Here is a 26,740-nt window from a genome sequence, read left to right as displayed (position 1 = left end):
CTGTACTTATATCAAAGGTCTGCCCATGAGCAGCTGGACCTATGTTGTTATTTACGCCGCCTATAGCAATTCTATTAAACGGTTGAAGACCATCGGCCCTTTCTGCTGCCGCACGATCCCAATTATACATGCAAGCATAGTTACCACTAACCAATGTTATCCCTGAAACACAAACAGCTCTACCCGCAGAAACTTGCGCATTTGCAGCTGTAACTTTAACTACAATCATATGTTCTTGTGGATTGTAATTGTTAGGAACGGTAAATGTGAAATTATACCTTCTAATTTCACCATAAAATGTAGATGGCTCTGGAAAATCTTTATATATTTCGTGCCAAATTTTATAACTCACTTCATCCAATGGCGTAACAAAACATACCTGCAATCGTGGTTTTGCAGTTGTACGCACACCGTTAATCTGTGCGGTTCTATAATGTGCTGACAATGTATAAGAGTTTCCTGGATGAATCCCGTTTTGAACTTTTGTTTCTGGGTAATTATACGTGTCAACCCGGACTGCATTTACCATTTGTTCATAATTAAATATAAAAGTGTTATTTTCTATCACTACACCGTTTCCTTGTACTTTCCAAGGTAGACCATATCCAGCACCAAACCCCTGATAATTGGGGTTACCTATGTTCAATTTTGGAACACTAGAAAAATCATGATCGGCTATTAAATTTCGTTTTGGCATAACGGTTGTTTTCGTTCCCCATTCATCTTCAAAAAGGAAATCTAACATTTTAATAATAACGCCGTTTTTATCGATAGTAATTTTATCGCCATTAACTTTGATGATATTCGTATCAATACCCTTTGCAGTTAACCATTTCACCATTGTATCGGCATTAATGGCTACTTTTGAAACATCAATTTCTAATTTTTCCGATGAAAAGTTAATAGCTGCGATGATATTCCCTTTTTTAACTTCTGCAAGGATTCCTTCATCAAGAACCTTAAGTTTAGAACCCGTTTCTTTTACATAAGCTGCGTAAGTCTCATTAATAAATTTTTCTTGTTTCTTCGATGTTATTTCAACGCCTTCTGCATTAGCACTAATACTTCTTTCTAATTCGGTTACTTTTTTATCGTAATCTTTAGTTGCTATCTTATCGGCCAATTCTTTCATGATTTTATCTTTATCTACAATATCAACAGGGTTCTCCATAAATGAAGAAGGTTTATCACCAATTTGTAGCATGGGTTGTGCCACCCATAAACGACCATTTTTACGAACCCAAAACAGCACTTTAACTTTTTTGGTGCCTTCGATTAATAGCCCTGCCACATGTGTACGAATCCATGTTCCTTGTGAAATAGTTATTTCTTGCAAGTAATTTTTAATCATTTTATTGTTTACATCGTAACATTGGAGCTCGATAGCAGCTCCGGCATCTATACTAGCTTTGTTATCTGTATAAAAGTAAGCAGAGAAAACATAATTCCATCCAGGCCCAGCATTTATATACTCGTGCGATGCTCCTTTATACAAATTGCTCGCATTACCTGCAGTAATAACACTAAGTGAATTGCATCCCTTATAAGTGACTTGTGTATCTCTTGTTGCGCCTGATTGAAGAACCCAATATTTTGTGTCATTCTTCCAAAGAACATTCCGTAATACAGTTTGATTACCGATCCCACCAACATAATCTTCAACATCTTTTATTTCAACTTTTCCTTCCAAAGCTTTTGCAGTAGTTTCCCACCCTGCTTTAGCCTCTTGTAACTGCGTACCTTGTTTAGTTTGTATCTCTTGTAAACTAGTAACTTTTTCTTTAATACCGTCCGCGGTTTTCTCTACAGTAGTCACACGCTCGCTAAAATCGACTTGTGTTTTTTTTACCGTTTTAATACTTTCTTTAATACCATTCACACTTTTTTCAATCTCGGTTGTTTTTTTAGTGAATTCATCATTCGTTACTTGATTTTCTGGAGCTGGTGTCCAATCCTGTGGATTATTTCCTTTATATAAAGCAACCCATTCTACAACGGATTTTGTAGTGTTATTTGGATAGTTATACAGATTCAACTTTCTTTCATTTCCACTCGTTGTTACTACAGCTTTAAAAGTTACATAGGTAATTCCATTCGCATAAACACTTGTTGCATATCCAACATTATTTGAACCACCATTCTGCCAAATTCCAAATTTCTGGCCTTGCGGGACACTCCCTTTAATTACAAAAGTATATTCCTCACCTGCAAAAAAATTTTCAGTTAGAGAATATGGATTAATTAGATAATCTGTTTTTTCATATTTGACATTTGAATCTAATAACAGATTACGCCCTCCAGCTTTATCGTTATTAACTTTCTTTTCTATGATCTCCAACTTCTCACTAATCTGGCCAGCCTTTTCTGTAATTTCAGTTGCGGTTTTCTTTAGATTATTAGTTGTTTGCTGCACCTCAGAGATTGTCTTTTTCGTACCTTCAGCAGTCTCTACCACTGTATTTAATTTTTCAGTGATTTCACCGTCTTTTTTTGTTAAAGATTCAATAGATTTAGTAAAACCTTCGTTGGTTTGTTTCATTTCAGAGACAGTTTTTGTCAATTCCACCTTGAGAATTTTGTACATTTTTAATAGTTAAAGAAACTTCTTGAAGGTTTTCTGTTATTTCCTTGAATTGACCAGCAGTTTCATTTTGTGCTTCTTCCTACTTTCTTATTTAATTCATCTTTTGTAAGTTGAATATCCTTATTAACCTGCTCATGTGTATCTTTCTTAACTGACTCCACATCTGGAATAAGAAGCTCCCAATCTTTACCGTTCCACACTTTTAAAATACCTGGTTTACCGTTGCTAATGTCTCGCCATAATGTCTTACCTACTATAAGATTATCGGTCGGTGGATTTTTAGCTTCAATAATATTCACCGTATTATTTTTTAGGTTTTCCTGGACCTTTTCAGCAAGTTTCTTAGCGGATTCAGATTCTTTTTGAGCTTGTTGGGCTGTCCCTTTCGCTTCTTCTGCTAACTTTTCTAGTTGTTCTAATAGTTCTTTATTAGCTTTATTACCTAAAGAAGCACGTACTCTATTGTATAATTTTCGCATTTCTTCGTTTGGATCGGTAATTTCACGATATTCACCAAATATATATTTATCTTGTGAAGAATCCGTAAATGATTCATCACCAGCGATTGCCCGTGCTTCTAAATAAAGTTTCGGTGTGAAGCCAGTATCTTTAATTCGAATTGTGTCACCTTCATTAATTAGCTCATGAGATAATCCGAATACACGCCCTATAGCTACTGCTTCTACATCGTAAACAACAGAAGTATTAACTCGTTTTGCGAACTCTGTTTTCATAAGAGTAAGTAGACGCTTTGGTGTCATATTTTGTTCTTCTGTTTCTGGAGAATAGAAGCCAAATTTATGTTTTCCATTCTCGTTCCAGCGTTGATAGGCATCGGTATCAGTGATATAAGGTAAACCATCGTTAATGCTTTCAACTGTAATAATGGTATCCCCTTCGCCCTGGACGAATCCGACTAAGGCAGTACAAATATCCCTAGAATGCTCAATACGTCTAACACCGACTAAATCCTTTCCTAAAGTTACTTCCTTGCCAGTGTCTCTACCGCGTTTTTTCACCATATCCACGTACCAGCCAACAATCTGTGAACCGACTACTTCTACACGGTATTGAATCTCTAATTCAAATAAAGAAGCTATTTTCTTTAAAAAAGTAAGAGGATCTATAATGGTATCAATGGTCATGGTATGGAAACCAGCATACTCTGTTTTTCCGCGTTTCCACTTCGTACCTACAAGAGCCATATCCATGAATTGATTTACTGTTTTACCTTCTATACGTTGCGGCATGATATAACCGTCTTTTGCTATCTGAACCCATGCACCCGAAGTACGTACAGTAAGTGATCTATCTCTTGAATCCTTTTCAACTTCATTATTTATAACGTAAGGAACAATCCGTCCATCACGTACTTCTTTTAATACTAAATTTTGCTGCATAAGTGTCACTGCATGCTCTGTATTATCAAACACTTTAAACTCTAAAGTATCGATATTGTTCTTAATCTCCCAATGACGTATATCATCCCAATAATCTTGTGGCTGGATATTAGCAACAATTTGGTCTGTTTTAAAGTCAATGACATGAAGTGTGCCGCTAGGTGCTCTCATCGATATCTCTCCCTATACGTTACTTTGGCTATTCCCACATCGGAAGGCATAATTTCAAGCTTGTTTAATCCTTTGTTAACAACTGGATAATCACTGAATATATCTTTTAAATTTATAGCTTTTTTACCATTAATCGATACAAGGCTTCGCTCGGTATCAATAACTACCTTATCTCCAACATCAAAAATGTAAGGTGGATTATCTTGTGTATGCATATTGACCTTCCAGATTTTCAAATCATCAATGCTCATGTCTGTACAAAACATGTTATCCGAAAATTGACTGATGCTAATTTGAACTTGTGCCACTTTGTCCATATTCACATTGTTTTCGTCTTCCCACACAACAAAGCGTTCCGAGTCATCCTTTTCGGTATTCCATAAAAACTTAGAAATATACGCTTCCCACCTATTACCGGTACGTGCTAACCACAAGCGACCACGATATTGATTCCATGTAGTAGGATGGTCCCCTGGTTCATTTATAAGTACTCGCTCGCTGACTGGTTTCTTTTTGTTGCCAAGCTTAGCGAACCCTGTATTTTGTTCAGCTTGCCAATGGACATCATTCATAGAAATACGAGCTACATAGTCGCTGTTTTCATCCAATAAACCTATTTCAACGCGTCCCATTTGATCTGGATGCGAGCTTCTTATCCCAACATATGCCTGCATAATAAAGTCTTGCAGTGGCCCTTGCGGAATGTTCTTTTTGGCTATGCAACCATGCCATCCTTTTATGTTTATTTCACCTAAATAAACCGGAACTAGGCGTGAGCCTGCATCCACTTTGAAAGCTCCTCCCCCTACCATATCTTCTGCATTCGGAACATCCGTCCATCCTATAGTGGTAGACATTTCATCCCACATAACACGCTGATTTCTCTCAACAGGTACCTGATCCATTCTAAGCGGCCATCCAATACGAAAGTAATTATCTCCATTCCATACATCAAGAAAAGTTGAGGGTTTCGTTACCTCAATTTCAATAATTGGGTTAGATTCGAGACTTCCTTTGTTTTGAATATTCGCCACTAGCCCACGCTCATTAGATTGAAATTCTACGATTCTTGTAGGACCTAATTTATATGGCATTTCACAAATAAAAGTAAGTACTCCTTCTCCTAAATTCACTAATTGCTGTGGGTCAAAAGATTCATCAATAACGGCCAAATACGTACGATCTTTTTCTATCATCAAAGATTAGTTCTTGAGGTTGGTCTGTAATAAGCCAATTAGCTATTTCTTCCTTTAACTTTTCGGCCTCTTCCATAGATTCATAAAATAATGAAACTGGTACAATTATTTTCCTCATTTTTGTTTGTGTTCTTATCAAACGCCCACCTGGATAGTGGGGAACTTCAAGAAATGTACGTTCCAAAGGAGCCCATGCAGGGCGTTTTTTACCCTGCAATGGAATTACATTCGGATTCCTCTCCCCATTAAAACTAAAGAAACTAATTCCCGTCATACCATCACCTGCCTAAAATAATTTACGTCTTTCTTTTTCTTGTTCTTGAAATTCATTAACATCTGAGTAAATTTCCTTCGCTATTTCTCGTCCGTTTAGATTGATTTGCAAAACAGTTGGGCTTTGTGATGCGTATTGTTGTGCCCCAGCTTGTTGTACTAATGGTAGCGATCCCATTATTCCATTGGCAATCGCATCGAATGTTTGTTTACGAAGAGGCAAAACAGTTTCGTCATATCCTCTCGCGTCGCCGACACCAATCAATGTAGGATTACCAGGCTTGATTAAAGCGCCGTTTGCTGCCCATTTGACACTAAATGAAGGGAGCCCCTCACTTGCCCAATTTACAGGGTTTAATGATCCATTTACACTAATCTTCGGAACAGGAATGTGAACGCCACTAAACATATTCGCTACACCGTTTTTAATTTTATCAATCCAGCCCATAATTCCACTCCAAGCTTCTTTAATAGGATTAATCAGTTTGTCTTTAATTTTCATAGCAGCTTCACCTATATCAATTGCCATACGAACTACAGAAGCGATTGGTTCCTTAATAAATGTCTTGAAATATCCAACAACAGTAGACCACATGCTACTAATCGTAGAGCCAAAAGAAGATGCAAGCCCTTTCACTGCACCAAAAATTTGTTTAACAAACGAAAATTGGATAAGCCCCCAGATTAATTGGATTGCACCACTGAAAATTTGTTTTATCCCTGTCCACATTCCGGAGAAATCACCAGTTAAAACAGATGCGAAAAACTTGATAATTCCCATAATGAGATTAACAGCACCCTGGATAATATCTTTTATAGCGTCCCATGCGCTTTTTACAATCATCATTACAGCTGGCATTACAAAAGCTATAATAGATTGAATGATTGAGAAGGCATTTTTTACAGCTTGTACAATTTGATCTCCGTTTTCTTTCCAAAACGAAGTGATTTGAGATATAATCCCATTTACAAACGACATTACATCTGTCAGTAAAGGCATTAAGTAAGGAGCTATTGTATTGAATACACCTTTAATAAAGTCCCAAGTAGCGCCAATTATTCCCATAATTACTGGTGCTTGCGCTACTATCAAGGCTTGTACATTTTCTATGAAACTACTCAATTGAGCGTGCACATCCTGAACGAACATAATAATATCTGCTTTTTGTTCAGATGAAAAACCTAACTTATCTAAGAAATTACTAGCAGCTCCCCAATCACCAGATACGAGAGCTTTCATAGTTTCTACACCATATTGCACTGCGGCTGTAGTTTCTTGTATAAACTGAATTGCATTAGCCGAAAAACCTAGTTTAGTAAGGATGTCATACCCTTCAACTAGCGCATTCCTATCTCCAGTTGCAGCAATCCAGAATTGCTCGATAGCAGCGCCAACTTGTTGGATGATTCCAATTGCATCACGAAGTGGTTCGAATACTTTATTCATCGCTTCTTGACGTTGACGAGTTTGCTCAATACCCTGTTGGAGTTTCTGGTATTCAACTTCAGATTGGTCGAGGATTTTATTGGCTTCTTCTTGAGTCATGGTCCCTTCCTCGACCTTCATTTTTAACTCTTCTTTTTTCTGAGCTAACATACCATCGGCATTCATCATATCTTCAGCGTGCTTCTTAGATAAAGCAAGTTTTTCATTATACTCTTCTTGCGTTATCTTCCCTTTTTTGAGATTCATATCAAGAATGGCTTTAGATTGAGCTAACTGCTGATCAGTTTGTTGCATTAGCTTAGCTGCTTCAACAGCTCTACCAGATGGATCAAGCCAGTCAGTAAGAGATTTAACAGCACTATTTGTTCCGTTTGTCATTGCAACAAGTGCTGGTTCAACATGCGAGAAAACAACAAGCCCTAAATTTTCTAATTGTGATTTAACGCCATCAACTGCACCTGATAAGTTATTTGCCATTGTTTCAGCCATAACCTTTGCAGAGCCTTCAGCAGTTTCGAGGGTATTTACCATATCATCAAAGGCAGGTTTACCACCTTTAATAACTTGGATCCATCCTGCATACGCTTCTTCACCGAAGATTGCTTTTGCAGCAGCGATTTGTTGAGCGTCGGTTAACTTCCCAAACCCATCGTGTAATTGACCAATAATCTCATTCATTGGTTTTAAATTACCTTGTGAATCCTTTACAGTTACATTTAATGCTGATAACGATTTAGCAGCTTCTTTCGGCGGGGCAGCTAAACGAGATAATCCGGCACGTAATGCAGTACCAGCCATAGAAGCTTTGATACCGTTATTTGCAAATATCTGAGCAATTGCAGCTGTTTGTTCAATGTTTAAACCGAATGTAGCAGCTACAGGAGCTGCATATTTCATGGTCTCGCCGAGTTGTTCAACATTTAAGTTGGCAGTCGCTTGGGCTAACGCGAATACATCGGCTGCTCTTCCTGCTTCAGAAGCCTTCATTCCGAATGGGGTCATTGTATCCAATTTGTTATCGTATCAGCTCTTTATCTGATACTTCTGGGGTTTTCACCGCATTACGGGATGTCTTTTCATCCCCAGTTCAGACTATATCTTCACCCTCGACTTTACGTTAGGGTGTCGGGCGCTCTTGGATATTTCTGCATATAAAAAAGACCCCCTTTTGAGTGTCTTTTTTACTTAGCCTACTTTATCTAGTCGTTGCACCTTCCTAGTGTTTCCACACAGGCTTGGCTCATGATTGTCTTATTTACGGTAATTTAGCATCAAGTATCTTTTCAATATTTTCGAAGTGTTTATAATGTATCCGGATAAGTTTAATCTTCTTTTCCCTACAGTAAACGTTCTTCTTTTCATCTCTAACTTTCTGCAATTCGAACTGCTCGTTAGACCTAAACTTCTTATGAAAATGAAATTCTCCATCGTATTCAATCGCATGTGTTATGTTACCTTCCTCGTTAAAAATAACAAAATCAAATGGCAATGGTAGAGACAGTTTACAATCAGAGAATCTATATTGTTCATCAAATTTATATTTATGAGATTCTAGATAGTCCCTCACACGTTTTTCTCCCCTACTAAATTTACATTTTGGGCATCTCTTTCCATGAGATATAAAGTTTCCTGCGGTTACAAAATATTCATGACCACATTTGTTGTGCTTAATAGTGATAGGAGTTACATAGTTTCTATACTCTCCTATAATGGTGTAATCATTACCGACTAAGTCATATATTTCTTTCCTGACTTCCTCTGTAGTCTTGGCTCGTTTTCTAGATCGCTTGATTATGGAACATGATGGACATCTCTTTCCTTTTAGGAAGTTAGCAGGACTTACCTCATATACTTCCTCGCAATTCTTATGCTTTACCTTCAACTTTGTGTGGTAATTTACATAAACATCTAAAAAAATGTATTCATCACCCACTAATGATTTAACCTCTTCGGAGAATGTAGTCTTTCTTCGTTTGGTTCTTCTCCCTATATTTGCACATTCAGGACACCTACAACCACTTTTAAAATCATTAGGACGTACATCATAGATAAGTCCACATTTCTCATGTTTCATTTCCAGTTTAGTAGAGGAGTTAACGTAGTCACCTAATACGGTATATTCCCCATTAGTTTCCTCGTTAATAAAGTTGATGAAATTTATTGCATGCTTATTCATTTGATGCCGTCCCCTTTCATTGGTATGTATTAATTATACCGAAAAGGGAGTCATAGTATCAATTACCGATAAATTTAGATTTCCCATGAATTCACCCGATATTTTTAGAAGCTAGTTTCCTAACAACTGACCAATATTTTAGTCACGATATCAGAAGCCTTTGCAAGATCTAATGCACCAGCAGTTGCTAAATCAAGTAATGGCTTACTAGCAGCAATCATTTGGTTAGAGTCCCAACCTGCGAGGGCCATATATTCATAGGCTTCAGCTACGTTTGTAGCAGACCACCTGGTATCAGCACCAAGCTTACGAGCGTTAGCTCCAAGTTCGGCCATTTGTAATCCATTCGAACGTGAAAGAGCTTCTACCTTTGACATTTGTTTCGTGTACTCAGAACCCACATGAACTACACCAGCAATTGCAGCACCTACACCAACAGCAATGCCCACTAATCCCCCCAAAGCTATAGCAGCTCCACCAACGGATGAACCTAATCCTACTGCTGCTTGTCCAACCTGACCGAATCCGCGCCCTAAGATGCCAGTTGTTCTTTGTCCGCTTCTTTCAGCATTAGTCAATCCCCTTTGTAACTGATCATCCTTTAAGAAGATTGACCCAAACATTTTAAAGAGTTCCATCTATTCACCAGCCTTTCCGCGGATTTTCGCAACACAAGCAAACACTTCTTCTTTTGTGAGTTTCTGTTTCGGTGTTTGTTCAATTGAATTGTTATATTGATGCACCTGTTCTTGCGTAGGATTTTCACGCTTATGTTTAAATTGAGGAAATGTTTCATCGCAGTACGGTTGTAGCGCGCACCATTCCTCCCATAACATACGATTCATTTCTTTTTTCTTTGCGGTGAGATACAGATTAATAACTATCTCGGCCTCCAAGCCACGTATGTACTCCATGTTTGGATAACGAGAAGCTAACGTATCGATGAAGTCTATTTCATCAAGTTCACCGCATTGGAAAAAAGTTTAACCAATCCAACTTCTGAATCTTTGATTGCAGTAAACAGCTTAACTAACTCTTCTAGATTTAAAGTTCGTATTGTTTCCCAATCTGGAGATTGTTTTTTTACCTTTTTCACCTTCATGGACTAAAAGTCCAGCTACAAATTCAAAGAATTCCTGTTCCGCTTCTTCTAATCCGAAAATAAACTTCATGATAATGTCGTAACCAAAAGTCTCTTGTGCAGCTAATACATCAGCTTGTGTTGCCCCTTCTTTATTTCGTACGCCCATCATTAAATCTTTAAGTAAGTTAATATCAACCTTAAATTTCGATTTCTTCAAAATACGAACTACAGAAAATAAATCTCCGCCATGAATTTGTCTCACTTTGTATTCTTTTTCTTGAATTGCAATAGTCACATTTATTCCTCCTTAAAATAAAAAGAGCAGGGATTTCTCCTACTCTTTAACCTGCCGGTATTAATTTTGCTGCTTCTGTCGCTGTTAAAATACGTTTTTTCCATGGTACTTTTCGAATGTTTTCTGGATCACGATGTCCTGTGAATGTTACTTCTGGAACAACTTCACTCTCATTTTCAAATCCTAGTTCTAATGAACCGTCAGATAATGCGTTATATACGATAATCTCAACGATATCGCCACCTAAAGTTTCGCCAACCCATGCTACATTTTTAAGATAACTTTCTTTCGTAAGACGTTCTGTCGCTTCAATTACATCGTATTTGATAGTTTTTCCGTCTTTCGTAACGGTTTCTTCGGAAACTTTTAATCCAGCAATAAAGTTTTTAATTTTATCTTTATCAAGGAATTCGAGTGTTTTAAAACTGATTTGAGTTTTTGATTTCGTAATACGTTTCATCCCCATAGTGTCACCAGGAGAACCATCATATTCAATTTCCTTAAACTCTGGTTCATACTTAAAAGAACCACCACCTTGCGTAGCACCTACAGGAAGTTCATCTTTTTCTCCATAATTAAAGAAGAATGCACCCCAATCTCCGAAGAGGACATTCTCTGGTTTTGGTTGTGGAGCTGCCATATAATCCACCCTTTCTATTGTTTAAAATAAGTTCGTAAAATAAGCCGCACTTCTTTGCGTATGATATTTGGGTCTGAATCAGGTACTTTCTGACTCGAAAGATAAGAAATAGCAGCACCAAATTCAGCGCTGCTTAATCTTTTTCTATGAAGATTGCTTTCTAGTTTTGTAATCAATTCATCTATTTGAGCAAGATGAGCAGAAGTACCGTAAATATCAATTGTAAGCATGATATTTTTTCTTCCCCATGGTTCTTTATCATCATTAACCGTGTACACCAAATAAGGCATTACACCGGTTGTTTTAGCGATTTCATAATACGTTTCTTTATGAATCTGTTTTAATTCACTGTGTAATATATTTATAAAGTCATTCATGCTATCTACCTCATTAATGATGAATAGGTTCGCGTGCCAACTTGTGTAATTTGCGGTTTATTGCTCTCTGCTGCTGGTCTAAGAAAAGGCTGTGCATGTTGCCCTTGAGTTTTAACCATCTTCCCTGTTTTAGAATCACGGTACATCCAAGGAGTTTTACGCCCATCACCGTCTACAGCATAAATTCCTGTCCCCTTCTCAACATAAATACCATGATCAGCAGATGTCCCTATAACAACTTTTTCTTGTTCTGCTTTAGAACTAATACTTCTTCTTAGATTACCAGTGTCTACAGCAGCAAGTAATTTAGCTTTAGAAGATACAAATTGACCAATAGCAGTATGAGCTGCTTTCTTTGCAGCCAAATGTCTTGCCATAACAGCGGCTCTATTTGATTGGAATTTCATGCTCATATGGCAACATCTCCAATTCTATTTGAAAGAATCTACCTGCATTCATTGGATCGCCCGAGTAAGTAACGCTGTATACCTTCTTGTCGATAACTAATCTATCTTGAATTGTTACATCGAATGGTAGGCAATAAAAGAAATGCGTGCTTTTTCTCTTCTACTTTCTTGTTACGGGCATCCTTTGTTCCTTGAATAGCATCTAATACACCTTTTACATTGTTAATTTCGTTCCACTCTTCTGTTGGATATGGACCATCGTCAGAACTAGCATTACGAAGTACTGAAGCATCTTTTCCGAATTTACGAATCATTGATTGAATCATAAGACACGTAACCTCACTTTCAGTCCTTTTGTAATACTTTCTGGGTAATCTCCCACATCATCATAAGTAACAGAATAGTTACCTAACGATTCACTTTTCTTTCCTTCTCTCTCCTGCTCCATATACTGATGAACCACCATTTTAGCGATAATACCTGGATAAGCAGGAGGAAATTCAGGAATCTTTCTATTTGTGTACTCAGCAACCATAAACATTGTATCCCCAATGCTTATTAATACGTTTTCATTACTTACATTAGGCACTTGTAGCTTTACACGTTTTAAAATTTCTGCTTTCATATCTTCCATCTAATCACCTACTTACGTAAAAGAAAAAATGGAGAAGGCTTATTAAGCCCCTCCACCTGGTTTTTCCGGAGTAATTGATGTAACTGTAGCTGTAAGTACCGCTATTGACTCTTGACGAAGGATATCTCCACCATAAACCATAAGACCACGAATACCATCTGCAAAGGAATTTTGCAGACGTTGTGCCTCTGTTTCAGTTAACTGTGTCCCGTATCCAATGGCAGACTTATGAAGACCTAAAATTTTATACTTACCACCAGTACCGTGAATTTCTTCTGATACAACGATTTGTGATCCATTAATAATCTGTCCTTCAACAATACCATTTTCTAAAACAACAGGTTGCTTAGTAAAGCGATCATCTTTAGATAATAAACCTAAAACCTGAGAATTGATGATTGTGAATCGTTCAGTTTTAGGAACCTTTTTAATATTTAAAATCGTATTTAAGTCTACAATGTAATCATATGCATTTTTAGGTGATAACTCAATTGGACTAGAGTCACTCCCAATTGTATGAGTTTTATGAGCGCCTTTATAAAGCCCTAATACGAATGTATCAACGGTTTCCTGAAGTACCGCTCCTGCCTCTTGTGTATGTGGGTCGATTAAATCTCCAGCAGCCTGAACTGCATCTACATCATCAACTTTGAAAGCAAAATACTTTTGTTGATCCATATTAATTTCTACTTTAGAAGGGTTAGTATCATCCCATTCGATTGTACCATTATAATCTTTTACATTTACTGCGCCTACACGATTAAAGATAATCTTATTACCTTCGATTTTCGTTGGCGTTGTTGTAATTAAATCCGCAATAGAACGCTTGTGAAAGTTCGCCATCAAGCGCGCTTCCCAAATTGTTGGAATAAAAGTTGATACTGACATATATTAATTCCTCCTTAATGTTTTTCCATAACAAAAGAGATTACTAAACTAGCAATCTCTTTTTTTCGTTTTATATTTTTTTGACTGTACCATTCAAATCACTTAACTTTCCTAGTGCTACTTACCCCAATTGCGCATATCCTTCTGAATTTGTGGCCAGTTCGCATTAATTTCAGCTTGACTCATTGAATTTACTTGTTCTCTCGTAAATCCCCCTCCAGTTCCGCCACTAACATGGATTTCTCGGCCAGCAGCTTTAAACTTTTCAGCCACTTTTACTTCTAATGCAGTAGAGAATAAATCATTAAACTTTGACACCCTAACTTTTGTATCTTCTACATCTGAACCAATAACAAAATCTACAAATTTAAGATCCAATCCAACCGCTGATAAACCATCTGATGCAACACTCTGCATTTCTTTCTGATGAAGTACTCTTTCTCGCTCTTCTAGTTGTTCCTGAAGTTGCTTCATCTCATATTCAGCTTTCTCTTGGGCAGTCATAGACGCGGTTTTATAGTTCTCTAATTCCTTCTTTGTTGCATTCAGTTCTTTCGAATATTTAGAGCGCACTCTATCTTCCGCTGATTGTACCATCTTCTCAATAAATGTTTTTGTTGCATCATCTAATTTCGGTTCTTTTTGTTCACCAACTGGCGGTTCTTTTTGCTCTTCAACTAGTGAATCTTTTATATCATCCGCAGGTGATGTTTGTTCATTCTGTAGTGTCTCATCTGCAGGTATTACAGGATCAGAAAAGAATTGCAGATTTGATAAACGAAACGGTAACTTTGTTAGTTCTCTTTCTTTTAAAAACTGTACTTCCGCTTGCTTTTGTAATTGTTTCATTATTATTCCTCCTCTGAGTTCCTATAATTGCGCCCTATTAAGTTCGTAATCTATAAGCCCTCAAGTGTTTTTTATTATTCAAGAGAGTCTTTCCATTCTTCATAACTAACTGCGGTAATAACCTCATTCTTACCTGTAGTTGGGTTTCTGGCCCTTCTCTCAATAAATGGGCTAACATCCGCTACCTCAGTAATGAAAGTACAGCGGCATCGTACAACTTCTTTAGCAGGTAAATTACTATCATGTGGATATTCGCAACTATAACCACCGACTTTAAATAATCCTTTAAACGGTACTTTTTGATGATCTGCTGCTTGGTGAGTGGGACGCGTACGTTTATCTAATGTAGAAATCCAAATCTTCTTCATTGATACACCTTCATCAAAAGCGTGAGAAGCACTGTCATAAGTACCTAAGTTTTGCACCCTAGCACTTTCTGTCCAAGCGACCATTTGGGCTTTCTTCGCATCACCATCAAGTATCGGCTTAATCCGATTTGCCATTGTTGCATATCCTTCGCCTTTTCTAAGACCGATAAATAACTCCCTGCGTATTCGGTTAACTATCTGTACTCGATGTGTACTTAACCTTTGATTGAGTGTCATTTTATCGATTGGCATTTGTACCGCTCGTTTAATGACATTCGGGTCAATAAGACCATACGAAAGAGCCACGCCGACTTCTTTCTCGATGAGATAACTCGTATAATAAAAAGACTCTCCATACTGATTGGAGAGCGTTTCATTGAGAGTTTTCTTTTTCTCATATGTTATTTCATTAATTACTTGTTGCAGTTCACTTTGCATGCTCTTATATCGATTGAATCGGCGCATTTCCTGCATACTCAACTGCTCATTTACGGCATATTTGGCATAATAAAAAGCCAGTATTCCTCTGACTTCTTCTAAAGCATCTTTATACAGGTAGAGAATCGCCTTTTCCAGTTCGTCCTCTATCTTTTGGAGGTGTTTCTGCTTCTTGTCCCATTCCATTAGGCTCACCTACCTTGTCGAGATTCATGGAATCCGCTTCTTCTTCCTGCATCTTCTGTATTTCCGCTTTCGGATCAGAAACAACAGATAACATAGATAATCGTGTTTCTTCACTTACTAAACCTTGTAGTTTAGACTGCACATCAGCTTCATCAGCTAAGTTGGCTGGAAGGTTTCGCGTAAATTGAAACGTCATACAAAGGTAGTCTAGTTCTCTTTTATTTGAGCGTAAGTTCCAAGCATCAAACAATAACTTAAATTGTTGTCGCAATGACTTAGTAAACTTCATTTCTAATGTTCCTGATTTAGTTTCTAAAGCTAATAACTTGTAACGAATAGCAACACCAGTAAGATTACCACCAAATGATTCATCAGAAAGGTTCACATGCTTTGTGAAACGGCATATATTCTTTTCTAATCTGTCAAGATGGTGTTCTAAGATGTTGTCATTAAGGTCCTTAGTTAAGAAAGAAGCCTCACCATCTTCACCTACATCAAGAGCACCAGTTTGTCTTAGCTTCTCGATAGTATCATCATCTATATCAACGCCTTTAAAGATCATATAAGCCAGACGAAACTGTTCAATCTCACTGTTTACATCGGAAAACGAACGGTCATAACCTTCAATAAGGGAAATAGCTTTATCTACATCGCCTTGTAATTCTTCATTATTAGGAAACCCAATAAGTGGCACACCTTTAAATAAGTTAGGAATACGGTCAGTCTCTGTTAACTTATCTAAATCTTCACCAGTGTACTCAATAATGTTTGTTTCATTGTAAAACTCTACTTTGTAACCATCCTTGAAATCATCACCATCAATTACTTTGATTGGATAGCAGCGTATAGCGTATTTAGGTTCTGCAATGCTTGAATTCGTAAGAAATATAGCTTCGTAAGGTTTGATATTCATAACCTTTTCGATGCCTTCTTTATCGTGATACAGTAGTCTCGCTCCGTATCCACAAATAGAAGCGAACTTCCCTGTTTCTGCGTCAGCATCCTCAGTATGATTCGCTTTTAAAAAGTCCTGAATACGTTTCAATACTTCATCATCTTCATGATCTAAGCTGTATGAGATAGGCAACCCAAACATATAACCGATTTTTGTATCGATAATTTCAGAAAAGAAGTCATTGTTTAGCTTATTGTTAACCTTGTCTTTATTACCATCACCTTTAAACTCGCGAGTAAAGATAGGCACTCCCTTTTCACTTGCTTTGTATCGCTCGTACCTGTTAATCATACGTTGTTTTAATGGTTCAAACTCATCAATAATTTTTTTTAGTAACTTTGAGGTAGGCTCGCCATTCTGTTCATCCAGCAACGGAATATAGTGTTCAAACATCGTCTCACCTCCTTAATAAATTGATTTAACAGCTCTTGCTTTTCTATTTTCACTTTTCTCTGTATAAATAGCATATCGTACAGCATCTAATACATCGTCCCATTCCTTCACTGGTTCACCTGTTTTCTCATTCCAAACATACATGAATACTTCTTTCTTAAATCGCTCCACACGCTCAGATACAGCCTTGAAGCTTTCTGTTTTGATGTACTTTGCAACCATTTCTATACCAGATAAGACAGATTTATCAGCGTTTCTTGCTCGTAATCCCTCTCGTTTGAATCGTTTTATATGTTCAGGCCTTGCACTGTCACAATAAAAAAAGATGTTACCATAGCGTGATTTTACGTCTTTAGCGACACCTACCCAGAAATCTATTTCTTCATGTTGTTTTGCATGTTCTTCTAAAAGGTATAGATTCTCTTCATCATCTTCACCAATAACAACAATGGAGCCAAAATGCTCGTAACCCCAATCGACACCAGCGAAGTATTTCGTGAATTTAATATCTTTTAGATCAGTTTCTTCTATATAATGTACATCCTTATTAAAGTCTTTATATACAACTCCATCCGCACTGCACCATAATCCCTTTATGTTACGGTCATAAAACATTCCTTCAGGAGTAGAAGCTTTAATACGCTCTCTGTATCTTTCGTTTAAGAATGTATTATCATCTAATTCGTATTGAAATGCTTTGATTGTTACGTTGTCGTCTTTATCAATGTAATCGACTTTAAGCCAATGTTCCGGATGATCTGGGTTCGTATCGACTAATATACGAGCACCTTCACCACTACAACGTGATTTAATCTCATCGAATACATCTTTATTAGCAAGAGAACCTTCATTCACATAAGCGCCGTAAGCAGTCATACCACGAATAGTATCTAAATGGCTTATCTTAGAATGACCCGTGCAACAAACAAGAACGCCAAATAGTTTAAAACGATTGTATTTATCCATTTGAAAATCAAGTCCATACTTATTTGTAAGTTCAATGAGTACGTTCTTTGCTAATGTACCTAATGATGCACCAGCCAATATATACTGTGGTAAATCTACACCTTCATTATCAGCAATTCTTCTTACTCGTCTTAACTCAGCAAGGAACAAATCATTGTTTAAGATTGTTTTACCAGTACGTTTAGCTCCATGCTGTATTAACATGAAGTAGTCATTGTTATAAACGTAATTCAATACTTGTTGTTGCTTTTTGTTATATAGCTCGTTCATGCTCATTTCTTAAACGCACCTTCTAACTTATCCAAGTATTGACCGATTTTGTCTTCTGCTGGATTTTCGTCTTTTAATTCATTTCTAATCTTGTCTATTTGAGCATTCATCAGGCTCAATTTAGCACGTCTTTCATCATCTATATTAGCTAACTTATCAAAGTCTCGAATAAGCGAAGACAAAGTGCTCATTGCTCTGGATTGAGCGTTTAGGAATGTGGCATGTTTGTCCCAAGCGAATTGGATTTCCCATTCTTCTTCAAATCCACCCTCTGTAACTTTATTCTTGCGTAGTTCCTTCGTCGTATCTTCTTGGTATCTAACAAACATCAATCGTTGTGCTCTAATAATAGCTGTGTATTGAATCGTTATGTTTTCCCATAACATATCAATTGGATGCTTCTCCATGATTTCAGCAGCTAAATCCGCCACATCTTCTGGAAAGTGTTTGCGGAAAAATCCATGCGTCATAGCGTTATGGTTCCCTTTTGGAGCGCCATGACCCACAGCATTCTTATTACCCCATTTAGGGTTCTTGTTACCCGAATTACCCACCGCATTCTTATTGCCAAAGGGTGCACCTGTTTTCTTGGTTTGGGTGCACCCTTTTTCATCTTTTTGGTGCACCCTCTTTCGATTCCAACCATGCCTTTTTCTCCAGGACTTAATTGTATTAATACTAACCTCATATTTTTCAGCTAGTACCTTGTACTTCATACCTTGCATGTAATCTTCTTGAGCTAACTCGTGTTTTTGTTTCACTTCATATCACCCACCACCTTCTATATAATAGGAAGTAACTTGTCTAGCTACTCCTTATGTTGAACATTAAATTACTTATTGTTTGAATTTATTTATTGTTATATAATATTTTATGTCTTTACTTATATGCGATTAAGATATATCGAAATTAGAAAAAGGGATCTTTCGGGATTCCTTTTTTCTATAAGTATTGAAATTCTCTAAAACTCGATGTATTATATTTTTGTATTTTCTCAGTTCCTAAGCCGAGAAAACATCATCACTTCGAAAGGACCCGAACTCCAGCGGGTTCTTTTTATTTACTTGAACTCATTTTCGAATTATTGTATTATATTTTCGGGTCTTGCTCCATAAATCATTATCAGGAGAATCTGCAGGTTTGCAGGTTCTTTTTTTATTCCTCTTCTTGTAAATCCATTTATATAAATGTAAAATTATAAATAAGTTCTAACATTTTGAATCGAGGTGAAAATCATGAGAAGTTTTAGTGCATTATTGATCTCTACTATCTGTTCAACAATCCTTTTAATTTGGAATTCCCTTTCTTTCTATACTGGATTCACAACAGGACATACATACTACTGGATTAACGGTATCATAGCCTTGGTTTTCCTTCTATTCTTTATCTTAAACATGCGAGATATCATCAAGAAAAACTACAGAACTTCTGAATCGAATTAAGGGGCCTATGGTTCCTTTTTCTTTATAAAATAAAAAAGCAGCTGTTAGGCTTCTTCTTATCACCAAATAAAATGATATATATATTCTCCCGTTATACTTTCATCAACTCCTGCAACCCTAGCAAATCTCACCATGTCCGCCCCCTGAATGAAATACATTGTTAGCATGACTGGCACCCGCGACCACATAACACGATAAAGCTCATTCACTCTTTGCCTAGTCGTAACAATTAAATCATTTGCAGGTCCATTAATCCATGCAGTTGTCCTAACTGAAGTAAACGGAAGATTTATCCCATTAACAACTATTCTTGCCATACTTTGCGTTATATCCACATCGATCCCCTCATTCCAAGAATTAAATCTGTTTCCCATATTTACATAAGTATTCTTAGCTATAAGAAATGTTTAAAGTGAATTCTTTATAAAATAAAAAAGCAGCGGATTCGCTACTTTAACGGATTACTTATATTTCAAAATTCCTGCCGTAGCTGTTCATATTCCTCCATCATAATTCCTCCTCTTTTAATTCTTTCGCTTTAGCATAAAGAGTAGAACGCGGAACTCCCGTCATTTTTGAAATATCATTTACACTCAAACCATTCTCTTTCCTATTAAAGAATAAGTTCATAGCCTGCTTCACCTGTTTTTCATCCTGCCCCTTACGCCCCATATGTTTGCCCATTGCTTTAGCTCTTTCTCTTCCTTCAGCTGTTCTTTCGTTAATTAAATCTCTTTCAAACTCAGCAATAGCCCCTAACATAGTAAACATCAATTTACCTGCTGGTGTAGAGAAATCAATTTGTTCTTTAAGAAATACCACCGCTATTCCTCGATCAGCTAATTGATTTACAATCTTATGCAAATCAAATATCGATCTAGCTAAACGATCTATTTTACAAACAACAAATTTATCCCCTTCTCTCATATACTCTAATGCCTTTTGCAATTCTTCCCGATCACTATTAGCTCCACTGTACTTTTCAGAATATATCTTTTCACATCCATATTCTGTTAACCTTTCAATTTGTGCATCTAAGTTTTGATCTTTTGTACTCACCCTTGCATAACCAACGATAGCCATCCAAATCACCTCAAAATAGTCTAAAAGTCTTAAGAATTATATACTTTTATTTTAGACTATCTTTTAGACATTAACAACTATCTGTTTACAAAGTTTTTACCCTATACAATTCAACTGTACAAAAGGGTCAACTTTTAGACAGTTGTGTAGGATATTTATTTTCGTTCTTTGTGATCGTTTGTTTTGTAAAACAGGGCAAATCTATCAATTCTATTAAATCCATAAATTCAACTATTACGTTTTATTATTAGATTCATATATTATAGTAGATTGCTAGAAAGGAGGCGTAAGTATGGACAGCTGTGTTTTATTCGTTAATGGACAACCTTTTTTAGTGGTCTCAGTCGCTGGAATTGAAATTGCTAGATTAGAGCTTTCTCTTCAAGTAGCATTGACTTTAATAGCATTAGGGATTCCAATTTGTGCGTAAACCTTAGGTATTTATTAAAAGAGGGCTTTTGTCCTCTTTTTTATTTTTTCATTATCTTTCCTTAACAACAAACAAGACGCCACCCAGATCACGGCAGCGCCTACGATAATTGCTATAAACTTAATCAAACTTATTTATCCTCACATTATTTATTTCTTTGTTTCCATACCCCATTCTCTTTACGGTAAGTATTCTTTCCATCCATGAAGTCAGCTGTATTACCTGGAATGCTATATTTCTTATTCTTTTTCTTAGCCTTCTTCTTCAACCTCTTCTCTTCTTGAACAGCTTGTAAATCCGCCTTCCATTGTTTCAACAAATCCTTTTCACGTCGCATCGAATTTGTACCCCTTGGATTAAAATGTAAACCAATTAATTAGATTCTACCTATTTATATAGAATCCTTTAATCCAAATGTCCATTTTGTTCAATAAAAAGAGAGCACCTGCGCCAGTAGATGCTCTTAACGTGATAAGGGTTTCCAATGAGTATTGAAATAAGATAGATACAAGCGAGTGAGCCTGTCCTACACTTCAATATATGCTTGTCCTTACCAAAAGGTGCAAATGAAAGAGAGTACTTCCCCAGTAAGTGCTCTCTTCTTAAAAATATGGGTAACATGTTTGAAACCTTTCAGTTTCATTATATGATATAGCTCTCCCTAACTATACCTAAGACATCTATTAAAGTTGTTTAATGTGTAATTTCTATATAACAAAGAATAAAGCACCCATTATGGATGCTTAATTCGTTGGCAAAGGTATATATACTCTCTCAATATTATTTACGTACTCATCAATGAGTGTTGCAATTGCTGTTAAATCTGATGCGTTAATCACATCAGACACAATTGAATTCATTCTTTGCGAATCCTGTGGATTAACATCTGTATTCTGCTGAATATAAGCGTTAAACGTTAACATTGCATAACCAGTCGTCGCCTTCACTTCATTAAAGTGATGATCTGAAAAATAATCTGTATTCGCCATTTGAGCTGGGTCTCCCCATCGTTCTAACATTTCTCCGTCTTGAGCACCAAAAGCCCGACGAATAAAAGTTTCATAACGTAGTGCTACTGTCATATCCTTCTCCTCCTTTCAACTTTATATTTATATAATATAATTATTATCTATTTTACGCTAGTAAATTGCTTATAAAAAAAAGAAACCGCTACAATTAAGTAACGGCTCTTTTACGTCTTATAAAAATATTAAAGGGCTGAGAGAAGACTAAGAATCTTCTCGTTTATACTCCGTAGAGTCGGTCAGTACATCGAGTGTCGCGGCCCTTAGCTGACCAATATTGAATTATAAAGGATTTATATCCAAGACGTATATGTTTCTTCCGACGCCTTGTTTGAACCAATACACTAGAGGGACGGAAGGGGAATGTTTCCGCTGTATTGGCTCAAACAAAGAGTGGAACTCTTTGCCCTCGTTTTAGTCATTAATAAGAATCATGGGTAATTACTAATGTACGAGATACGTATACTTTTTAGCTTTTTAGAATGCAAGTGTCACTCAATCATGAGCAACCACCCCCATTCCATTTTCAAGAACCAACATATTAGAGAGAAATAGACTTATATTTATTATCAACTCAGAGGACGCATTCCGAGCTGATTGATAAATACAATAGAAACAGTATGACGAATGCGAATTATCTCACACCCGCCACACTGGAATATGTCATTGTAATACATTCATTGGTCTTTTCGTCTTAACGCGGGTTCGTACCGCCTTGCCCGCCCTACTATGCGGTATACGTTACCGTGAAATTCTCGCATAAGAACGTTTCACTTATAGGTGTACTAATCCTCTTCGATATGCGGTTGTCAAAGGGCTTGTACATTAAGAATACCGTTGATTTCATTATCAAAATTCCCCCTATTTAGTCCCCATTTTTGTCGGTATTTTGTCGAAGTTTTAAAAAACATAAACATTCCAATTTATTATATTTTTTCTTTTTTTGATAATATTTGTATCCAGTTCAGGTAATAATATCATATAATTAAGCTATTATAATTTTATAAAAAGCAAGGATGGTTAGACATGACGGTACAACAAGAAAAAGTAACAAAGCGCGTGGTTTGTAGAAAATGCAAATCAGATCAAATAGTCGGTAATAAGCGTGGTTATAATTTCAAAAGGGCGTTTTTTATTCTGTTTCTTCTGTTAGGTACACTTATAGCTATTGGAATAGTTTCTAATTTTTTATCTGTTATAGTTCCTGAAAATTCTATGGATGGAGTTGTTGGACTTTCTGCAATTGTTGGTCTTCTTATTGTACTTCTAGGACCACCGATAATTTTATTCAGTGGATTTGTTGGTAGAAAAAATATTGTTAATGGTTGCATGAATTGCGGACATACATGGATGCCTAAAAAATAAAACATAAAAAGCCAAATGGATAGTTAATTAAAAACTGTTAATTTGGCTTTTTTTGTATTATTAAATCATCCCTAAAGATGTCGCGATCAATCGAATCGCATTTTTCTTCTTATAATAGAAGTGATCTTTCTTCATCGATAATTCAGTGTAAATAAAGCTGTCTTTCGGCTTATCTGCATTTAAGTATTTCTTCTTGATGATTTCTGCCTCGTCATAGTCTAAAACGTACTCTAAAGCCTTATCGATCTGCTTGAACTTGATATTGCTAATATATCTCGTGTCTCTAATCTCCGGGAACAAACTGATTCCTTCGTGTTTTAACTCCACTTCATTCTCAAAACGCGTTTTCAATGCGCGGTATTCCTTTAGTATTTTCACTACTTCTTTCTGAACCTGTTTTTCTGTCTCTCTATCAATAGTCGGTAATAATGTTAATTGTCTCTCCATGAAGGAATCCCCCTATTTCTGAATTTGTCTTTTTAACATCACATCAGGTACGTGAAATTTTACTATCTCTTTGTTAAATAAGAGAAACATGCATAACGAGTAGCTCCCACTATACACTCTGCATGGTTCCTTTATCCACTAGGCCTTTAATAATCTATGTTTCTTGTTGGCCATCTTCTCTTTTGCTGCTTCAATGTTATTTGCTACTTTCTTATGGTCCAGATCAAATTGAATCATTCCATCAAACATAACTGGCGCTACTACTTCGTCAATGTATTGTAAGTAATCCACCGGCGCTCGTTCCGTCTGCTCTACTAAGTATCCATAAATATCAAAGTCTGCTCTTGGTATAGACTTCTTGCCTTTTGGTTGATGAGACATCCTTACATAAGATTGAACGACTGATAGTGGCACTGCGAATACTGACTTATCCTTACTGAATTCTATAAGGAAGAAACATACTGCTCCCATCTTCTCCGCTTTCTCCAGGTAATCCAATTGATGCTGTGCAATGTTCTTTAAATCAAAACGTGTATCTTTCTCTGTAGACTTCGCTTCAAATGCGATAGCTCGTCCCTTATACACGCCGTCATAGTCTACTGTGCTCTTTGCTTCATAGAATCCATTTAGTACACGACCACTTTTGCTCTTTAACACCTTCACAGGAGTCGGACGCTTGTTTATAAGCGCCACTCCCCCTCTTTGATACATTTCATTCGCTAGATTGATAAGCATTTCAAATGCCATCCCACGGTTTCCTAGCCCCATTGTTATTCCCCACTTTCTATTAAAAGGATTATTTTGTTGAATTTTTTACTACCAATCACCAGAAATATCTTATAATCGTTATATATAAACTTATTTTTAGGAGTAGATAGAATGCCAGTTACACTTGAACTTATTCTTTTCATTCTTATAGCAATTAGTGCTGTTGGCTATTTGATAAAAGAATCTCAAAAAACTAAGAAAAGAACCCTTGGAATTTCACTAGAACTTTTAATTCTTTTCTGGTCAATATGGAGAATATCGACTATCATAATCCAAATTTCAGAATATAATCTCTCGTGAATAAAATTCAATATTCCGTCAATACTGTATATGACATCAGATTTTCTCCTTGTTCCCCCTTGGAGAACCGAGCAGTTAGCTTTTGCTAGCTGCTTTTAATTTGTAAGAAGCACTCAATTAACTGGAATCACATATAATATTCTGATTTCCTTTCTCTATAAAATAGTCGTTATAAAATGAGACTCGTCACGAGAGCACTTTACTAAGTGCTCTTTTTATATTCCAACCTAATACAAAATGAAGTTTTTATATAAAGTTTTCTCAATATCTACAACCTGGAAATAAATTACCTTTTATGGTAACATATTGGTAATCCCATAAATTTCTATTGTTCCATTAAAAAGGACCCCTACCCCTTTTCCGGGTCCTTTTTCAACGTTTTCTACTAAAATAGCGTTTTTTTATTCAAATTGATGCCCTGCTTATTTGGGCACATTTACCAGTATTTTTACCAAAAAATTCATGATATTGTTAATTAGTCGAGTACGTCATTACTTGACGATTACCCTTAGGGGCTCCCCAGACAAATGGGGCTCCTTTTATTCAAATAACTATTTTGTTTAAATTTCATTAACCTTATTGATTCCTTTACATACAGTATTATCACAAGAAATTCAATAAGTGCTCCGGTCTAGTTATCTTGAATTTCTTGCAAATCTTGTGGGAAGAATCCGTTTATAACAAACGGGTTCTTTTATTTATTCATCATAAAATAACTATTTTGTTCACTTTTTTGATACATTTATGAAACATTTATGTGTTATCTTCAGTAAGTTCTTTTCTTTTCATAAAATTGTGTGAGTTATACCGACACAAGAAGCCCTAGATCCCTAAATCTAGGGCTCCTTCGTTTAAATAACTATTTTGTTCATTTCGTTGTATAGACAACTATATATTTAGATGTTAAAATATATTTGTGATTCCCACTTGGTTTCACATACGACTTTTTTTCTTCGATTATGGGGTTCTTACGTAATAGTAAGGACCATTTTTTTATTTAGTGCCCATAGCCAGTAAATCCGAAGCCCATATTTCTTTCTGATTCCAATAATCCCAACGTTTCTACTGACGCTATGACGCCTACTGGTGCCTCGTTCAATCAAATGAGTTTCTGTCCTTTAAATACGTCATAACGCTATGTCTCCTACTCTAAATTCATTATCTCTTCTAAGGTTCTATCGGAAATATACGTGGTGATAATCTGTATCTTTCCATATTTCTTTTTAGCCATTTCTATAGCTTCGCTTTCGGACTTCGCCTCAAACCAACGAAGCTTCCACTTCTCATCCTTATCGTAAAACTCTACTGAGTACGTCATAACGCTATTACGCTTCAAGAATTTGTCCACGGTACTTGTTGCGGTATAATCAAAACTTCCCACTACATCCTCCAGTGTTAGTTGTTTCATGCCCCTAACCCCATTGGACGCGATTTGATTTTATTCTTATCTGCCTGATCCATAATTAATGCGGCGATTTCTAGTTGATGCCTTCCTAACTCTTTTGCTATTTCAAGAATATCTTTATCCTCATCCCACATTTCTCTTAATCGAATCACTTCGCTTTCATCAAACACTAAATCCAACTCTTCTAAAGCGATATATAAGTTACGACGCGACTTCTTCATGTATTTCCCCTGCTGCAACGCCATTGTGTAATTCTCCTTTTCCAAATCCGTTCCAAGTCGTGGCATCCCATTTCCCCTCCAGTTGTAATTGATGAATTTCTCGTAACTCCGCCATAACAGCATGACGTTTTCTATCCACTTCTTCAGGACTGCGTTTCCCTGCTTCGCAAATACACGGTGCAAATTGATAGCAGCCATTCCCCATATCGTTGCTAATTACTCCCGTTCCTTCACATACACACATCGTTTATTCCCCC

28 protein-coding genes and 3 pseudogenes are annotated in these 26,740 nt (G+C 36.5%); 4 read left to right on the top strand and 27 right to left on the bottom strand.

The genetic code is table 11. The features are described from left to right. The 18 genes and pseudogenes from HMPREF1014_RS31420 to terS all read right to left on the bottom strand — a co-directional run. A pseudogene (locus HMPREF1014_RS31420) lies at nt 1-4,155 on the bottom strand (phage tail spike protein); the annotation flags it as partial. Next, a pseudogene (locus tag HMPREF1014_RS27435) lies at nt 4,152-5,625 on the bottom strand (distal tail protein Dit). The pseudogenes HMPREF1014_RS27435 and HMPREF1014_RS31420, both read right to left, overlap by 4 nt. A gap of 12 nt (nt 5,626-5,637) precedes the next feature. Next, nucleotides 5,638-8,073 (bottom strand): phage tail tape measure protein, encoded by a 2,436-nt coding sequence (locus tag HMPREF1014_RS27430; RefSeq protein ID WP_000187402.1) that lies wholly within the window; start codon nt 8,071-8,073, stop codon nt 5,638-5,640. 253 nt (nt 8,074-8,326) lie between these two features. Next, a complete protein-coding gene (locus HMPREF1014_RS27425) occupies nt 8,327-9,247 on the bottom strand; it encodes a putative endonuclease domain-containing protein (protein WP_001032661.1) in 921 nt (306 codons plus the stop codon). Nucleotides 9,248-9,366: 119 nt separating this feature from the next. Next, on the bottom strand, nt 9,367-9,870 hold the full coding sequence (locus HMPREF1014_RS27420) for a phage tail tape measure protein (RefSeq protein WP_009327672.1): 504 nt from the start codon (nt 9,868-9,870) through the stop codon (nt 9,367-9,369). Nucleotides 9,871-9,885: 15 nt separating this feature from the next. Further along, nucleotides 9,886-10,092 carry a hypothetical protein gene (locus HMPREF1014_RS27415; RefSeq protein ID WP_050544217.1) on the bottom strand — a complete coding sequence of 69 codons (207 nt, stop codon included), beginning with the start codon at nt 10,090-10,092 and terminating at the stop codon, nt 9,886-9,888. Between the two features lie 180 nt (nt 10,093-10,272). Next, nucleotides 10,273-10,626 carry a hypothetical protein gene (locus HMPREF1014_RS27410; protein WP_009327671.1) on the bottom strand — a complete coding sequence of 118 codons (354 nt, stop codon included), beginning with the start codon at nt 10,624-10,626 and terminating at the stop codon, nt 10,273-10,275. Nucleotides 10,627-10,672: 46 nt separating this feature from the next. Next, nucleotides 10,673-11,266: a hypothetical protein gene (locus HMPREF1014_RS27405; protein WP_000729986.1), complete on the bottom strand. Its 594-nt coding sequence runs from the start codon at nt 11,264-11,266 to the stop codon at nt 10,673-10,675. A gap of 14 nt (nt 11,267-11,280) precedes the next feature. Beyond that, nucleotides 11,281-11,643 carry a hypothetical protein gene (locus HMPREF1014_RS27400; RefSeq protein ID WP_000997645.1) on the bottom strand — a complete coding sequence of 121 codons (363 nt, stop codon included), beginning with the start codon at nt 11,641-11,643 and terminating at the stop codon, nt 11,281-11,283. A gap of 5 nt (nt 11,644-11,648) precedes the next feature. Beyond that, nucleotides 11,649-12,056, bottom strand: a complete 408-nt coding sequence (locus HMPREF1014_RS27395; protein WP_000061896.1) for an HK97-gp10 family putative phage morphogenesis protein — start codon at nt 12,054-12,056, stop codon at nt 11,649-11,651. Further along, nucleotides 12,031-12,376, bottom strand: a pseudogene (locus tag HMPREF1014_RS27390) (head-tail adaptor protein). Before HMPREF1014_RS27390 ends, HMPREF1014_RS27395 begins: the two are co-directional and overlap by 26 nt. Next, nucleotides 12,373-12,684, bottom strand: a complete 312-nt coding sequence (locus HMPREF1014_RS27385; protein WP_000389903.1) for a head-tail connector protein — start codon at nt 12,682-12,684, stop codon at nt 12,373-12,375. The pseudogene HMPREF1014_RS27390 and the gene HMPREF1014_RS27385 overlap by 4 nt, the downstream one beginning before the upstream one ends. Nucleotides 12,685-12,726: 42 nt before the next feature. Further along, nucleotides 12,727-13,572 (bottom strand): phage major capsid protein, encoded by an 846-nt coding sequence (locus HMPREF1014_RS27380; RefSeq protein ID WP_000116908.1) that lies wholly within the window; start codon nt 13,570-13,572, stop codon nt 12,727-12,729. 117 nt (nt 13,573-13,689) lie between these two features. Further along, a complete protein-coding gene (locus HMPREF1014_RS27375) occupies nt 13,690-14,421 on the bottom strand; it encodes a DUF4355 domain-containing protein (RefSeq protein ID WP_000811676.1) in 732 nt (243 codons plus the stop codon). Nucleotides 14,422-14,495: 74 nt separating this feature from the next. Continuing rightward, the gene (locus HMPREF1014_RS27370) at nt 14,496-15,263 is read right to left on the bottom strand and encodes a phage head morphogenesis protein (protein ID WP_009327669.1); all 768 of its coding nucleotides are present in this window, start codon (nt 15,261-15,263) and stop codon (nt 14,496-14,498) included. A 73-nt stretch (nt 15,264-15,336) separates the two neighbouring features. Further along, nucleotides 15,337-16,761: a phage portal protein gene (locus tag HMPREF1014_RS27365; RefSeq protein WP_000461486.1), complete on the bottom strand. Its 1,425-nt coding sequence runs from the start codon at nt 16,759-16,761 to the stop codon at nt 15,337-15,339. 12 nt (nt 16,762-16,773) lie between these two features. After that, the gene (locus HMPREF1014_RS27360; RefSeq protein ID WP_000062322.1) at nt 16,774-18,003 is read right to left on the bottom strand and encodes a PBSX family phage terminase large subunit; all 1,230 of its coding nucleotides are present in this window, start codon (nt 18,001-18,003) and stop codon (nt 16,774-16,776) included. Continuing rightward, nucleotides 18,000-18,758: a phage terminase small subunit gene (gene terS, locus HMPREF1014_RS27355; RefSeq protein ID WP_000810417.1), complete on the bottom strand. Its 759-nt coding sequence runs from the start codon at nt 18,756-18,758 to the stop codon at nt 18,000-18,002. Before terS ends, HMPREF1014_RS27360 begins: the two co-directional genes overlap by 4 nt. Nucleotides 18,759-19,232: 474 nt before the next feature. On the opposite strand from terS, the gene HMPREF1014_RS32365 reads away from it, so the two are divergent. After that, complete coding sequence (locus HMPREF1014_RS32365; RefSeq protein ID WP_083325410.1) at nt 19,233-19,439, top strand: hypothetical protein; 207 nt, start codon at nt 19,233-19,235, stop codon at nt 19,437-19,439. A gap of 59 nt (nt 19,440-19,498) precedes the next feature. On the opposite strand, the gene HMPREF1014_RS27350 is transcribed toward HMPREF1014_RS32365, so the two are convergent. Both HMPREF1014_RS27350 and HMPREF1014_RS27345 read right to left on the bottom strand, forming a co-directional pair. Beyond that, nucleotides 19,499-19,813, bottom strand: coding sequence for a hypothetical protein (locus tag HMPREF1014_RS27350; RefSeq protein WP_050544215.1), 315 nt, complete (start codon nt 19,811-19,813; stop codon nt 19,499-19,501). Nucleotides 19,814-19,946: 133 nt separating this feature from the next. Next, a complete protein-coding gene (locus tag HMPREF1014_RS27345; protein WP_001018891.1) occupies nt 19,947-20,522 on the bottom strand; it encodes a recombinase family protein in 576 nt (191 codons plus the stop codon). Nucleotides 20,523-20,814: 292 nt separating this feature from the next. Here HMPREF1014_RS27345 and HMPREF1014_RS27340 point away from each other — a divergent pair, with 292 nt between their 5' ends. Further along, a complete protein-coding gene (locus HMPREF1014_RS27340; protein WP_000376551.1) occupies nt 20,815-20,952 on the top strand; it encodes a DUF3956 domain-containing protein in 138 nt (45 codons plus the stop codon). A gap of 145 nt (nt 20,953-21,097) precedes the next feature. Here HMPREF1014_RS27340 and HMPREF1014_RS27335 read toward each other — a convergent pair whose 3' ends face one another. After that, a complete protein-coding gene (locus HMPREF1014_RS27335) occupies nt 21,098-21,289 on the bottom strand; it encodes a hypothetical protein (RefSeq protein WP_001250601.1) in 192 nt (63 codons plus the stop codon). A gap of 406 nt (nt 21,290-21,695) precedes the next feature. Further along, nucleotides 21,696-22,034: a hypothetical protein gene (locus HMPREF1014_RS27330; RefSeq protein WP_000214975.1), complete on the bottom strand. Its 339-nt coding sequence runs from the start codon at nt 22,032-22,034 to the stop codon at nt 21,696-21,698. A gap of 969 nt (nt 22,035-23,003) precedes the next feature. Here HMPREF1014_RS27330 and HMPREF1014_RS27325 point away from each other — a divergent pair. Continuing rightward, complete coding sequence (locus HMPREF1014_RS27325; RefSeq protein ID WP_000218070.1) at nt 23,004-23,342, top strand: hypothetical protein; 339 nt, start codon at nt 23,004-23,006, stop codon at nt 23,340-23,342. Nucleotides 23,343-23,402: 60 nt separating this feature from the next. Here HMPREF1014_RS27325 and HMPREF1014_RS27320 read toward each other — a convergent pair whose 3' ends face one another. Next, entirely contained in the window at nt 23,403-23,789 is a 387-nt protein-coding gene (locus HMPREF1014_RS27320) for an ArpU family phage packaging/lysis transcriptional regulator (protein ID WP_000441089.1), read from the bottom strand. Nucleotides 23,790-23,927: 138 nt separating this feature from the next. Next, entirely contained in the window at nt 23,928-24,557 is a 630-nt protein-coding gene (locus tag HMPREF1014_RS27315) for a Holliday junction resolvase RecU (RefSeq protein WP_000522792.1), read from the bottom strand. 111 nt (nt 24,558-24,668) lie between these two features. Here HMPREF1014_RS27315 and HMPREF1014_RS27310 point away from each other — a divergent pair, with 111 nt between their 5' ends. Continuing rightward, complete coding sequence (locus tag HMPREF1014_RS27310; protein WP_001145514.1) at nt 24,669-24,857, top strand: hypothetical protein; 189 nt, start codon at nt 24,669-24,671, stop codon at nt 24,855-24,857. A gap of 1,144 nt (nt 24,858-26,001) precedes the next feature. On the opposite strand, the gene HMPREF1014_RS27305 is transcribed toward HMPREF1014_RS27310, so the two are convergent. From HMPREF1014_RS27305 to HMPREF1014_RS27295, 3 genes are read right to left on the bottom strand one after another with little or no spacing between them, the layout of a single operon-like run. After that, nucleotides 26,002-26,265, bottom strand: coding sequence for a hypothetical protein (locus tag HMPREF1014_RS27305; RefSeq protein ID WP_000811980.1), 264 nt, complete (start codon nt 26,263-26,265; stop codon nt 26,002-26,004). Continuing rightward, nucleotides 26,262-26,507 (bottom strand): hypothetical protein, encoded by a 246-nt coding sequence (locus tag HMPREF1014_RS27300; protein WP_002094320.1) that lies wholly within the window; start codon nt 26,505-26,507, stop codon nt 26,262-26,264. The genes HMPREF1014_RS27305 and HMPREF1014_RS27300 overlap by 4 nt, the downstream gene beginning before the upstream one ends. Then, entirely contained in the window at nt 26,464-26,727 is a 264-nt protein-coding gene (locus HMPREF1014_RS27295; protein ID WP_000337747.1) for a hypothetical protein, read from the bottom strand. The genes HMPREF1014_RS27300 and HMPREF1014_RS27295 overlap by 44 nt, the downstream gene beginning before the upstream one ends. Nucleotides 26,728-26,740: the final 13 nt, after the last annotated feature.

Source organism: Bacillus sp. 7_6_55CFAA_CT2 (assembly GCF_000238655.1).
GTDB lineage: Bacteria > Bacillota > Bacilli > Bacillales > Bacillaceae_G > Bacillus_A > Bacillus_A cereus.
The sequence above is the reverse complement of the archived record's forward strand: the minus strand, read 5'-3'. Positions and strand labels throughout refer to the sequence as shown.